This is a genomic window from Ferdinandcohnia jepli, assembly GCF_047246645.1.
In the GTDB taxonomy this organism is placed as follows: Bacteria; Bacillota; Bacilli; order Bacillales; family Bacillaceae_L; genus Ferdinandcohnia.
Genome location: NZ_JBFOKR010000017.1, coordinates 22,518 through 36,099, shown reverse-complemented (window position 1 = coordinate 36,099; position 13,582 = coordinate 22,518). Strand labels below are relative to the sequence as shown.

Annotated in this window: 12 protein-coding genes; all 12 read left to right on the top strand. The window is 34.6% G+C overall.

Annotated elements, in window-relative coordinates:
- The first annotated feature begins 54 nt into the window (after positions 1–54).
- The 12 genes from AB3M96_RS17930 to AB3M96_RS17875 all read left to right on the top strand — a co-directional run bounded on the left by AB3M96_RS17930 (position 55) and on the right by AB3M96_RS17875 (position 13,567).
- A complete protein-coding gene (locus AB3M96_RS17930; protein WP_412969006.1) occupies positions 55–825 on the top strand; it encodes a tyrosine-protein phosphatase in 771 nt (256 codons plus the stop codon).
- A gap of 357 nt (positions 826–1,182) precedes the next feature.
- Positions 1,183–3,018 carry a polysaccharide biosynthesis protein gene (locus AB3M96_RS17925; RefSeq protein ID WP_412969005.1) on the top strand — a complete coding sequence of 612 codons (1,836 nt, stop codon included), beginning with the start codon at positions 1,183–1,185 and terminating at the stop codon, positions 3,016–3,018.
- Positions 3,019–3,198: 180 nt separating this feature from the next.
- Complete coding sequence (galU, locus tag AB3M96_RS17920) at positions 3,199–4,080, top strand: UTP--glucose-1-phosphate uridylyltransferase GalU (RefSeq protein ID WP_412969004.1); 882 nt, start codon at positions 3,199–3,201, stop codon at positions 4,078–4,080.
- A 531-nt stretch (positions 4,081–4,611) separates the two neighbouring features.
- Positions 4,612–5,292 (top strand): PIG-L deacetylase family protein, encoded by a 681-nt coding sequence (locus AB3M96_RS17915; RefSeq protein ID WP_412969003.1) that lies wholly within the window; start codon positions 4,612–4,614, stop codon positions 5,290–5,292.
- Between the two features lie 22 nt (positions 5,293–5,314).
- Positions 5,315–6,136: a formyltransferase family protein gene (locus tag AB3M96_RS17910; protein ID WP_412969002.1), complete on the top strand. Its 822-nt coding sequence runs from the start codon at positions 5,315–5,317 to the stop codon at positions 6,134–6,136.
- 2 nt (positions 6,137–6,138) lie between these two features.
- Entirely contained in the window at positions 6,139–6,795 is a 657-nt protein-coding gene (locus AB3M96_RS17905) for a sugar transferase (protein ID WP_412969001.1), read from the top strand.
- 21 nt (positions 6,796–6,816) lie between these two features.
- Positions 6,817–8,619: a heparinase II/III family protein gene (locus AB3M96_RS17900; RefSeq protein WP_412969000.1), complete on the top strand. Its 1,803-nt coding sequence runs from the start codon at positions 6,817–6,819 to the stop codon at positions 8,617–8,619.
- Complete coding sequence (locus AB3M96_RS17895; RefSeq protein WP_412968999.1) at positions 8,616–9,833, top strand: glycosyltransferase family 4 protein; 1,218 nt, start codon at positions 8,616–8,618, stop codon at positions 9,831–9,833. The genes AB3M96_RS17900 and AB3M96_RS17895 overlap by 4 nt, the downstream gene beginning before the upstream one ends.
- A gap of 12 nt (positions 9,834–9,845) precedes the next feature.
- A complete protein-coding gene (locus AB3M96_RS17890; RefSeq protein ID WP_412968998.1) occupies positions 9,846–10,703 on the top strand; it encodes an NAD-dependent epimerase/dehydratase family protein in 858 nt (285 codons plus the stop codon).
- Positions 10,704–10,726: 23 nt separating this feature from the next.
- The gene (locus AB3M96_RS17885) at positions 10,727–11,947 is read left to right on the top strand and encodes a nucleotide sugar dehydrogenase (protein WP_412968997.1); all 1,221 of its coding nucleotides are present in this window, start codon (positions 10,727–10,729) and stop codon (positions 11,945–11,947) included.
- 34 nt (positions 11,948–11,981) lie between these two features.
- The gene (wecB, locus tag AB3M96_RS17880) at positions 11,982–13,061 is read left to right on the top strand and encodes a non-hydrolyzing UDP-N-acetylglucosamine 2-epimerase (RefSeq protein WP_412969066.1); all 1,080 of its coding nucleotides are present in this window, start codon (positions 11,982–11,984) and stop codon (positions 13,059–13,061) included.
- 50 nt (positions 13,062–13,111) lie between these two features.
- Positions 13,112–13,567, top strand: coding sequence for a serine O-acetyltransferase (locus AB3M96_RS17875; protein ID WP_412968996.1), 456 nt, complete (start codon positions 13,112–13,114; stop codon positions 13,565–13,567).
- The last annotated feature ends 15 nt before the right edge of the window (positions 13,568–13,582 follow it).

Sequence of the window (13,582 nt, the reverse complement as noted above, 5' to 3'; positions counted from 1 at the left end):
AGCATTATAATAGAATAATTTGTCGAAAAGAATTAAAAAAAGGGTGCGATTACTATGATTGATGTACATTGTCACATACTCCCATGCGTTGATGATGGGGCTAAAGACCTAAATGAAAGTATTGAAATGGCAAAAGCTGCGGTAAACGAAGGAATAACAAAAATAATCGCAACTCCTCATTATAAAAAGAGAGAATATGAGAATTCTAAAGTAAAAATTCTACAGAATGTTGAGAGTTTAAATAGAAAATTATCTCAACTAAACATCCCCATTACAATCTTACCAGGACAAGAGCCACGGATCGATGGCGATATTCTAGACGACTTAAACAAAGGAGAAATTGTCACACTCGCGAATGGTGGAAGATATCTTTTTATTGAGTTTCCGAGTGGGCATGTTCCGCGATATACGGAACAGCTTCTATTTGATATCCAATTGAATGGAATCACACCGGTTATTGTGCATCCGGAACGAAATGCAGAGCTACTAGAAAACCCTGATCTTTTGTACAAACTTGTGAAAAATGGCGCATGTACACAGATAACGGCATCTAGTGTGACTGGACATTTTGGTAAAAAAATTAAAAAGTTTTCAAAACAACTAGTAGAATACAATTTAACTCATCTTTTAGCCTCAGATGCTCACAATCTATCAACCCGACCATTTCGGATGAGAGAGGCATATGCAGAGTTAGTGAAAGACTACGGAGTTGGAGTTGAATACTTCTTCAAGGAAAATGCAGAACTTCTAGTAGAAGGTAAAACGGTCATTAAAGATACCCCAGAACGTATCAAACAGAAGAAGTTATTCGGTTTGTTTGGTTAATAAAAGTTAATTGTGAAATGAGATTTTATTTATATAACATGTTAAAGTGTTACTTTCTCAATATATCTTATAGGTATATACCACCAACATTATCATAAAACATGTTCTTAGATATGTCGTTCCATCCGGAATGGTCTGCGGAGCGGTCTGTGATACTGATCACAGCTAAATTACCGATATATACCATTTCTGTTAAATGGTCATATTTATTGACTTTATATCGTTAGCAACACTAAATGTTAGTGATGCTAAATGTCGGTACTAACTCCAGTTTTTGAACAGCTAAATATTCAAAAGATTTGAGTAAGCACTTATAAGAAAAATACATAGGTGTAAGTAAAAAGGGGGCGAATGGCCTTGACCTATCGAAAGAGGTTGGGCTCGTTAGTTTTTGTCGATTCCATCATTGTGTTAACTGCAATTTATATTAGTTATTTTACACTTCATCCATATTTTAAAATCTTTACATTTCCTACTTTGCTAATTAGTTCGATCACTCTACTATTAGCTCATCACTTGTTTGCCTATGTGTATCGCTTATACAAGAGAGCATGGGAGTATGCAAGCATTGGAGAGTTAATCAGTATTGGTAAGGCGGTTTCCTTCTCTGTTCTAACGTTAGCTGTTGTACAGTTACTGGTATTTGGGAACGTATATGTCAGAGTCCTTATGCTTACATGGATGATGCATATTTTATTCATCGGTGGATCTCGTTTCTCTTGGAGAATATTCCGTGACTCCTTTATAAAAGGGGCAGATAACAGGAAACGAACATTAATTGTCGGTGCTGGAGCAGCAGGAACGATGCTAGTAAGACAGTTAAAGCATAGCCCTGATGTTGATTTGTACCCTGTCGCATATGTAGATGATGACAGTAAAAAGCAGCATCTTCAGATTTACGGTGTCCCAGTATTGGGTGGATCTGAAAAGATTGAAGAGATTGTAAAGAAAAAGAATATCGAAAATATCGTCATTGCAATTCCTTCTTTAAGTAAAAAAGAATTGAATAACATCTACCAAGAATGTAGTAAAACAAGTGCTAAGACACAAATTATGCCGATGATTGAGGATGTTATGCTTGGTAAGGTTACGGTTAATAGCTTCCGCGATGTTCAAGTTGAGGACTTACTAGGAAGAGAAACTGTGAAGTTAAATATCGAAAGTATCTCTGACTATTTGACAGATAAAACGATCTTAGTTACAGGTGCCGGTGGTTCAATTGGTTCTGAAATTTGCCGTCAGGTTTCAAATTTCAATCCGAAGAAGCTTGTGTTAGTCGGTCATGGTGAAAATAGTATCTATTTAATTGATATGGAACTGCGTAATCAATACCAACAGCAAATTGAAATTATTCCTGTGATTGGTGATGTACAGGACCGAGATAGAATGTTTGAAGTGATGGAGACACATAGACCAGATGTTGTGTATCATGCTGCTGCCCATAAACATGTGCCTTTGATGGAGTATAACCCGAAAGAGGCTGTGAAGAATAATGTGATTGGTACGAAGAATGTGGCTGAAGCGGCTGAAGCGTTTGGTGTTAAGAACTTCGTTCTTATTTCTTCGGATAAGGCAGTTAATCCAACGAACGTAATGGGTGCGACTAAGCGTGTTGCGGAAATGGTGATTCAGCAACTGGCGATTGGAGCTAAGACGAAGTTTGTTGCGGTTCGATTCGGAAACGTGCTTGGTAGTCGTGGAAGTGTAATTCCTTTGTTTAAGAAACAAATTCAAGCTGGTGGACCAGTGACGGTTACTCATCCGGATATGACGCGTTATTTTATGACGATTCCGGAAGCATCGAGATTAGTACTTCAAGCTGGTGCTTTAGCGCAAGGTGGAGAGATTTTTGTGCTTGATATGGGTGAGCCGGTTAAGATAGTGGATCTTGCTAGGAACTTAATAACCCTTTCGGGTTATAAGGAAGATGAGATTGGAATTGCGTTCTCAGGTCTTCGACCTGGGGAGAAGATGTTTGAGGAGCTTCTGAATGAAAATGAGATAGATTTGGATCAAGGGCAGGTTTATCCTAAGATTTATGTTGGTAAGACTTCGAATCTTTATGTTGAGGAAGTTAAAGAAATTGTTGTGAGTGGGCTTGAGCTTGAGGCGGATGTGTTGAGTAAGAGGTTGATAGATTTGGCTAATAATCGGGTTGAGCCAAAGGGAGTTAAGGTTTCGGTGGCGAATTAAGTTGAAATCTGTTGTTTGGGAGAGTTTGATAAAACTTTTTTAATTAACTCTTTCGAGTTGATTAGTAGATATGAAGAAAATAAGTGATTGGGGATATAAGGTTATAAGGCTCTTCGAGCTTTGGATAAAAGAACAAAAGATTAGTTCTTATGAGCTAAGGTATTTAGGGGGCTTTGTGATATGAAGGTTAGAAAGGCAATAATACCAGCGGCTGGTCTGGGTACTCGTTTTCTTCCAGCGACAAAAGCGATGCCGAAGGAAATGTTACCGATTGTTGATAAGCCTACGATTCAATATATTGTGGAAGAAGCAGTTGAATCGGGGATAGAAGATATCATTATTGTTACTGGTAAAGGAAAACGTGCAATAGAGGACCACTTCGATAACTCGTTTGAGTTGGAACAGAATCTGTTGGAAAAAGGTAAGCTTGCGTTACTAGAAGAAGTTCAGAAGTCATCAAAGGTAGATATACATTATATTCGCCAAAAGGAACCTAAAGGGTTAGGGCATGCGGTTTGGAGTGCACGTAAGTTTATTGGGAATGAGCCGTTTGCTGTGTTACTTGGTGATGACATTGTTCAGGCGGAGAAGCCTTGTTTACGTCAGTTGATGGATGAGTATGAGAATACTTTTTCCTCCGTTATTGGAGTTCAGACTGTTCCTTCGGACCAGACTCATCGTTATGGGATTGTTGAACCTTCGGTTCAAGTTGATAGAAGGTACCAGGTTACTAATTTTGTAGAGAAGCCAGCTCCTGGCACTGCACCGTCAAATCTAGCGATTATGGGTAGGTATATTTTAACTCCTGAAATTTTTATGTTCTTGGAAAAGCAGGAGACTGGTACTGGTGGAGAGATTCAGTTGACGGATGCAATTTCGCAGTTAAATGAGATTCAGAGAGTTTTTGCGTATGATTTTGAGGGTACACGTTATGATGTTGGGGAGAAGATTGGGTTTATTAAGACTCAGGTGGAGTTTGCACTGAAAAATGAGGATCTGAGAGAAGAGATTTTGGAGTATTTGGTTGGGGTTGTTGAGGGTAGTAAGGAATTGATTAAATAATTATTTTGTTGTAGATTGGGAAAGATTATTATGCAAAAGAAAGTTTAGATGAAAGAATTTTTTCAGTAGGTTATTAGTAGTTACGGTTTAAAAGACTCTGCGAGCCTTTTGTAATGAGAGTAAATACACAGGTGATGCCTTCTTACCTTTATCAATGAAGACTCTCGGCTATGATGTTGGTCAATGTTACCTTAGACACGATTAGTTATCGGTAATATGGTATGAGGTGGGGTTAGATGCCATTGTAAGTAGTATATTTAATACAACCTAGTGGTTGGTGAAATTAGTATCAACTACTGGGTTACTGTTATTGTTAGTGTTTTAGGTTGAATTGGTTATTGAATGAATATCTAGTTTGTATTTGGTTGGAAAATGATAGATACGAGGTGGATATTAGATATAGTTCGACTTAGTAGGTTAGTAGTTGGTTGGAAGAGGGTATTCCAATTAAGTCCTAGCCAACTAAAAAGCCGATATGGCCATATTTATAGATTATAAGATTTGAAATTTTAAAAAGTGAGGTTAAATCATATGTCTTATTTAGTTGTTGTTGCACATCCAGATGATGAGGTTTTAGGTGCAGGCGCTACAATGTATAAGCTCGCCCGAGAAGGGCATTCAGTAAATGTCTGCATTTTATCAGGAGAAGTTAATGCTAGGAACTTCCGTCCTACTACTGAAGAGCTTAATGAAGATGTCAACAACTCTATGAATATATTAGGTGTTGATAGAGTTATCACTGGTAACTTTCCAAATATAGAGTTTAACAATGCAGGTCATTTAAAACTTGTTCAGTTTATTGAAGGAGCAATTCTTGAAACAAATGCTGATGTTGTATTTACTCACCATCCAGCTGACTTAAATAATGACCACTTGCACACTTCTATGGCATGCCAAGCAGCAGTGAGGTTATTCCAAAGAAGAAATGATGTAGCCCCTCTTAAAGAACTACTTTTCATGGAAGTGCCATCCTCTACTGAATGGGGATTAAATAAAGCCATGAACCAGTTTTCACCTAATACATTTCTTGAAGTTGGTGAGTTGAGCGTGGATAAAAAAATAGAAGCTCTCGCACAATATCGTGGAGTTATGAGAGATTATCCTCATCCTAGAAGTAAGGAAGCTATCAAAGGATTAGCAGCTTATCGTGGTGGACAATCAGGAATGGTTTATGCAGAAGCTTTTGAGAGTGTATTTAGACGTGGCTTTTAGAAAATAGAGAGGATGGTATACGTTGAAGAAGAGAATTGCATTTGCAACTTGCGTTCAATTGGGGCTAAGTTGTATTGAAGAAATCTATCGTATTGGTGGGAATTTAGATTTGCTTATTACACTAAAAGATGAAAAAGCAAAGAATAAGTCTGGCAGAATCTATTTAGATGATATAGCAAATGAACATAATGCACCTCTAATGAAGATTAATAATATCAACGATAAAGAGGTTATTTCAGCCTTAAAGGAATACCAGATTGATTGGTTGTTTATTATTGGTTGGTCGCAAATAGCAAAGAAACATGTACTTGAAACACCTACCTATGGTTGTATCGGTATGCACCCAACTTTATTGCCAGTTGGTAGAGGAAGAGCGGCAATACCATGGGCAATTATAAAGGGGTTAGAGGAAACTGGTGTAACTATGTTTAAGTTGGATGAAGGTGTTGATACCGGCGATATTATCGGTCAGGGGGTTATCAAATTAGACCAGAACACAACAGCAACACAACTTTATCAAAAAGTCGATGATATGCACATTACACTAATTTCAAAGTACTGGGAAGATATTGTTAATAACAATATTACACTTACCAAGCAAAGTGAAGTTGATGCTACTGAGTGGCCAGGTAGAAAGCCAGAGGACGGTGAGATAATAAGTGGCATGACTATGGATGAAGCGGATAAGTTAGTGAGGGCTGTTACTCATCCGTATCCGGGTGCTTTTTATAATAATGGAGAAAAGAAAATAAGAATATGGTTAGCTAAGACAAACGTAAACGATGGTGAAATAAAGCTTAATGATGGATTTTTAATTCCTATTGATTATGAGATTGAGGGGTAGTCATGGAAGATAAAAAGTTTCAAAAGGGTATTAAACGATTATTTGATGTAGCTGTTTCTTTAATGGTACTTATATTATTACTTCCTTTATGGGTGGGGGTTGCTATATTAATTAAGACCACTTCAGAAGGCCCAATATTCTTCTTACAAGAAAGGCCGGGGTACCGCAGGAAGATATTTAAGGTCTATAAATTTCGAACTATGCGACCTGGATCAGAAAAAATGGTCAAAGGCCAAGAAGTAATGAAGGATGATGATAGAGTTACTTCTATTGGGAAACTTTTAAGAAGAAGTAAAATAGATGAAATACCCCAAATCCTAAATGTCTTAAAAGGTGAAATGAGTCTTGTGGGACCAAGACCAGAGCGAGTGGCATCCCTTAAAGACTATACGGATGAAGTTTCAAAGAGGCTGAATATGAAACCAGGATTAACAGGGCTAGCCCAAGTCAGTGGTAATATATATCTTTCTTTGCAAGATAGATATAGATTTGATGTTTACTATGTAGAGAATTTTAGCATTCTTCTTGATGTGAAAATAATTTTTAGGACTGTAGGTGTTGTTTTGTTTGGAGAGGATAGGTATGTGAGTAAAACATTGGTAGGACCCAATGACAAGAAGATAACAATGAAACAAAACGGGAAATCGCTAGATTTATAAAGGTATGAGGTGCTATGGATGATGAAAAAAAAACTAGTACTATATTATAACACTATAAAGTATCTCAAACCTAAACAAGTATACTACAGGCTTTTTAATAGATTTAAACGTGAATTGTATAAAAGAAACCTAGTAACAATTAAACTAAAATTAAATGATACGAAAAAGAACAAAAAACAAGGCACTTTTATTATTCCTGAATTAGACTTTAATGAAAGCTACTTGGAAAGATTTAATATTGAAGATGTTTTAAATGATAAATATACATTTATTAATATAACCCATCAAGTAGAATTAAAAAATGCATGGAATAACAAAGACTTGCAACATTTATGGAGATATAACCTACATTATTTCGAGTATTTATATAAACTAGCTTATGAGTATTCAAAAAAAGAAAATGCAACTATATTTTATGAAAAGTATAAGAGTTTAATAAATAATTGGATAGATAATAATAGATTTGCTTATGGAGATGGGTGGCATCCGTATACCATATCGTTAAGAATTACGAATTGGATCTCAACTTATCAAATGTTCGAAGAAAGATTAGAACAGGATGTTGAATTTAATAAAAGATTTAAGGTGTCTATTTATGAACAATATAAGTATTTGCAATCCAACCTTGAGAAGGATGTATTAGGAAATCATTATTTTGAAAATATTAAGGCACTAATTATCGGAAGCGTATTTTTTGAAGATATAAGGGTAAAAGAGAAGTTCAAAAAGGAATTACTATATCAATTAGATGAACAAATACTAGATGATGGAATGCATTTCGAGTTAAGTCCAATGTATCACAAAATTATATTAGAAGATCTTATTAAAATTACTTACTGGCTAAAAGACGATATTATATATAGAAGTCTAATAAGTTACATTCAAAAGATGTTAGATGTTCTTTATAGTTTAGAAGATAGCTTTGGGAAGACCCCAGCTTTCAATGATAGTGCTGATGGTATCAGTAGAGACCTTAACTGTCTATTAGAGGTTTGTAAGACAGTATTTAATTTAGAACCACAATTCAAGAAGACACTTGGGAATAGTGGTTATTACATCGTTAAAGATCATTATAAAAAGCTCATCTTTGATACTGGGGATATTTGTCCATCATATTTACCTGCTCATGGTCATTGTGATGCTTTAAGTTTTGAGCTTTCTATCAATACTAAACCATTTATTGTGAATTCGGGAACATTTAGATATGAAAATGGTAAGTGGAGAGATTATTTTAGAAGTACTAAAGCTCATAATACTGTAACCATATCTGAACAAGAGCAATCACAATTATGGGGTAACTTTAGAGTGGCTAAGCGGATAAAAAGTGTTAGAAGAAAACATTTTATTTATAATAATATACCATTCTATTCAGGTGCTTATACATCATACCAAGGTGCAGAACATAAAAGGTATATTGGTAATATTGATTCAGATAAGTTAATCGTTTTAGATTATGTTACAACAAAGTCGAAAGGTAAAGTTAAAAGTTATTTACACTTTGTTCCAGGCACCAAACTAGAGAAAGTCAATAATTCAATCCACATTTTAAATACGAAGAGAGAAAGAATGGAAATCAATTTCATTGGAACTAGGGAAGTAGATTTTGAACATGGTTGGTATTCTCAAGAATTTAATGTGAAAGAAGAAAATTGCACAGTAATATGTAATAAAGATGAAAGTAAAGATGTATTTGGGTATCTAATACAGATTAACCCTTATAATATACAGCAATATAAAATTTATCAATCTGAAACTGAAATAAAATTAATTAGTGATACAGATGAAATAAAAATAAATATTAAAGAGTTGGGGGGGGTTCTATGAAAATAGTTCTATTATGTCATTATTTTCCGCCTGAAATAGGAGCACCTTCCGCAAGGCTATATGAAATGGCTAGACATTGGGTTGAATTAGGTAACGATGTACATGTAGTAACATGTTTTCCTAATCATCCAACGGGAATTATTCCAGATGAATATCAAGGCTTAAAATATAAGCATGAAATAATGGATGGCATTAACGTTCATAGGAACTACGTATATGCTACTCCAAATAAAGGTTTTATAAAGAAGACAATCGGACACATATCTTTTATGTTTTCTTCTGTTTTCATTTCAATGAGGAAAATTAAAAATCCAGATGTAGTAGTGACTAGTTCACCTACTTTTTTTTCGATTTTTTCAGGCTATTGGTATAGCTTAAGAAAAAGAGTACCTTTCGTTTTGGAAGTTAGAGACTTGTGGCCTGCTGCAATGATTGAACTAGGTGTTATGAAGCGAGGATTTTTAACAAACATTTTAGAAAAAATGGAAATGTTCTTTTATAGAAAAAGTAAGAAATTGATAATGGTAACAAAATCTTTTAAAGAAAATGTAGTTAGTAGAGGAATTGAAAGCGAAAAGGTTCATGTAATTACAAATGGTGTGAATCAGGATATGTTTTATCCAAAGGGGAAAAATAGTAATTTAATCAATAAATATGATTTGGAAAACAAATTTGTTATCTCTTACGTAGGTGCACATGGAATATCTCAGAACCTTAGCTCAGTTTTAAAAGTAGCAGAGTGCTTACAAGAATATAATGACATTCAATTTTTATTTGTTGGGGAGGGTGCTGAAAAAGAAAAATTAAAAAATATTACTAGGGACCAAAAAATTAAAAATGTGATATTCATTGACTCACAACCCAAAGAAAGTATCCCTGAATTTTATAACACATCTGATATATGTTTAATACCATTGAAAAATATAGAACTATTTAAGACGTTTATCCCATCAAAGATGTTTGAAATAATGGCGTGTGGAGTCCCTATTGTTGCAAGTGTGGATGGGGAGGCAGCAAATATTTTAAAAGAGTCAAAGGGAGCAGAGGTTGTTAAACCAGACAATGTAAATGAAATTAAAGATGCGATACTTAAACTAAAAAACGATAAAATTTTATATGAAAAAAGAAAAGAAAATGGGCCAACTTTTGTTGAGCAGAACTTTACTAGGAAAAAGCTTGCAGAGAAATATTTAGAAATATTAAAGAGTATATAGAGGGAGATTTATATGATTCTTTTAACTGGGGCAACGGGGTTTTTGGGAGAATTTGTATTAAAAGAGCTAGTTCAGAGGGGCTATGATGTAACTTGTTTCGTTAGAAAAACTAGCAAACTTGATACTATAAGACAAATGAATGTTAACTATATTTATGGTGAATTGGATGACTATAATTCTATTTGTAAAGCATTGAAAGGCAAAGATGCATTAATTAACATTTCATCGCTAGGGTTCGGTCATGCACCAAATATAGTAAAAGCGTGTGAGAAAGTGGATGTTAAAAGAACGATTTTTGTCAGTACTACTGGAATATATACAAAATTAAATCCTCAGAGTAAAGGAATTAGATTAGAGGCTGAAAGGCTAATTAAAGAAAGTAAATTAGATTATACAATTATCAGACCTACTATGATTTATGGAACTTCTAGAGACCGCAATATGTGGAGGCTAGTATCGTACTTAAAAAAATTACGAGTGCTTCCTATTCTTGGTGCTGGCACACACTTACAACAACCCATACATGTAAAGGATTTAGCTAATGTAATTGTTAATGCTTATGAAAGGTCTATAAGTATTAAGAAGGAATATAATGTCTCCGGTGCTAAACCACTTACTTATAATGAAGTGGTTGATATTACGGGTCAAGTTCTAGGTAGGAAGGTAATAAAAATTCATATCCCAATGAAACTAAGCTACAACTTGTTAAAACTGTATGAAAAGTTATCAACAAATCCTAAGTTAAAGGCTGAACAGGTATTAAGGCTTAATGAAAACAAAGATTTCTCATATGAAGAAGCAGAGAAGGATTTAGGTTTTAAACCATTAAGCTTTGAAGAGGGAATTAAACTGGAAATAGAAGGAAAGTAATTAACTGGAAGAAGGTATTTTTTATGATTAATGTTATAGGTTTAGGTTATATCGGCTTACCAACAGCCCTTATGTTTGCAAAATCGGGGATAAAGGTAATTGGCACAGATTTGAATGAAGAATTAGTTTCCACCCTAGAGCAAGGTAAACTTACATTTGAAGAAAAAGGACTAGAGGAGCTTTTCCAAGAAGCTTTTGAAAATGGGGTTGAATTTACAACGGAATATCAGAAGACTCACACTTACATTGTTGCAGTTCCAACTCCCTTCCTAAAAGATAGTAAGAAACTTGATCCGAAGTATGTTATCTCAGCGGTTAATAACATTCTTGATGTTTGTGAAACGGGAGCAGCATTAATTATTGAATCAACTATTTCTCCCGGCACAATAGATAAATATATTCGTCCTGAAATAGAAAAGAGAGGATATATAATTGGAGAAGATATTCACTTATTACATGCTCCAGAAAGAATAATCCCTGGAAATATGATTTATGAGCTTGAGCATAATGCAAGAACTATTGGTGCAGATAATCCAGAATTAGGAGAGAAAGTAAAAGGTTTATATTCAAATTTCTGTAAGGCCGAAATTGTTGTAACGGATATAAGGTCTGCTGAGATGTCTAAGGTTGTTGAAAATACCTATAGAGATATTAATATTGCATTTGCTAACGAATTAGCTAAAATCTGCCGTACAGACAATATGGATGTATATGAGATTATTAGAATCGCTAATATGCATCCTAGAGTAAATATTTTACAACCTGGTCCAGGGGTTGGAGGACATTGTATTTCAGTAGATCCATGGTTTTTAGTAGGTGATTATCCCGACTTAACCAACTTGATTTTAACGGCACGTAAGATAAATGACTCTATGCCAAGACATGTATTAGGACGTATTAGAGATATTATGAGAGAGCATGAGATTAAAGATATATCCAAAGTTGGTCTTTACGGATTAGCTTATAAAGAAAATGTTGATGATACAAGAGAGAGTCCAACACTTCAACTATTAGAACGTATGGATGAACATTTAGCATTTGGTGTTAAGGTATTTGATCCATTTGTTAAGGAAAGAATTGTTGATCATCAATTTATGAATTTTGAGGACTTTTTAAATGAGATAGAAATTCTTGTAGTTATGGTCGGACATGAACATATTAAAAACAACATGGATCTAATAAAGACTAAGTTAGTCCTTGATACTAAGAATATTTGTACATTTAAGGAGTCCTATAAATTATAATGCAAAGATGGTGAGTAGATTGAGTAAGAAAATAATGGTGGTTTTTGGGACTAGACCGGAAGCAATTAAGATGTGTCCATTGGTTAAAGAGCTAAAAACAAGAAAAAGCTTAAAAACTATTGTTTGTGTTACAGGCCAACATAGAGAAATGTTAGATCAAGTCTTGGATGCGTTTAATGTTGTTCCAGATATTGACCTTTCAATTATGAAAGCAAAACAGACACTGTTTGATGTTACTATAAATATTTTAGAAAAAATGAAGAGTGTACTAGAAGAAGTTAAGCCAGATGTAGTACTAGTTCATGGTGATACTTCCACAACATTTGTAACATCTTTAGCTTGTTTCTACTTACAAGTTCCTGTTGGCCATGTTGAGGCTGGACTAAGAACATATGATATTTACTCGCCTTATCCAGAGGAATTTAATCGTCAAGCCGTTGGGATAGTTGCAAAATATAATTTTGCACCAACAGATGTTTCTAAAGAGAACCTGATAAATGAAGGAAAAGATCCTTCTACCATTTATGTGACTGGTAATACAGCTATTGATGCTTTACAAACAACAGTCAGAGAAGATTACACTCATGAGCATTTAGACTGGGCAGCCGATAGCAGATTAATTATGATAACTGCACATAGAAGAGAAAATCTTGGGGAACCAATGAAAAATATGTTTAGAGCTATCAAAAGAACTATAGATGAGCAACCTGATATTAAAGCAATATATCCAATTCACATGAATCCAGTAGTAAGAGAAGCAGCTAACGATATCTTAGGGAATTGTGACAGAGTAAGAATTATTGAACCTCTCGAAGTCTTAGATTTTCATAACTTTCTCTCACGATCCCATTTAATCTTGACCGACAGTGGAGGCATTCAAGAAGAAGCCCCTAGCTTAGGAAAGCCAGTTTTGGTTATGCGAGATACAACCGAGCGTCCTGAAGGAGTAGCAGCCGGCACATTGAAATTAGTAGGAACGGATGAAGAAGTTATTTACAAGACTTTTAAAATGTTACTAGAAGAAAAAGAAGAATACGAGAAAATGAGTCGGGCAAGTAACCCTTATGGAGATGGGTGCGCAAGTAAAAGGATAACGGATATTATAGAGAGTTAACATTTGAAATAGGTTTATCATTTAATATAAAAAGATGGGAAGTTTATTTAATGAACGCGATAAAACTATATAGAGTAGGAAATTGGTGTTATAAGCATAAAATCCCTATTCTACCATTTATCACAAAGGTATTAACCTTTAGTCTTTTTAATTCAGTCATTCCATATACTACAGAAATTGGTAAACATAGCAAGTTTGCTTACGGTGGAATTGGTGTTGTAATTCACGCAAGGTCAAAAATTGGGAGTAAGGTATTAATTGGTCAAAATGTGACGATCGGAAGGGCACTTGATCCTGAAAGTATCCCTGAGATAGGAAATAATGTTTATATATCCGCAGGAGCAAGGATAATTGGTAAGATAAAAGTAGGAGATAATGTTATTATTGGCGCGAATGCAGTTGTTACAAAAGATGTACCAAATAATAGTATTGTTGCAGGCATCCCTGCTAAAACAATAAGAACTGTTGATGTCGATATATACTCATTACTAAAAAACATTTATTAATTTAAAGAAAAGGAA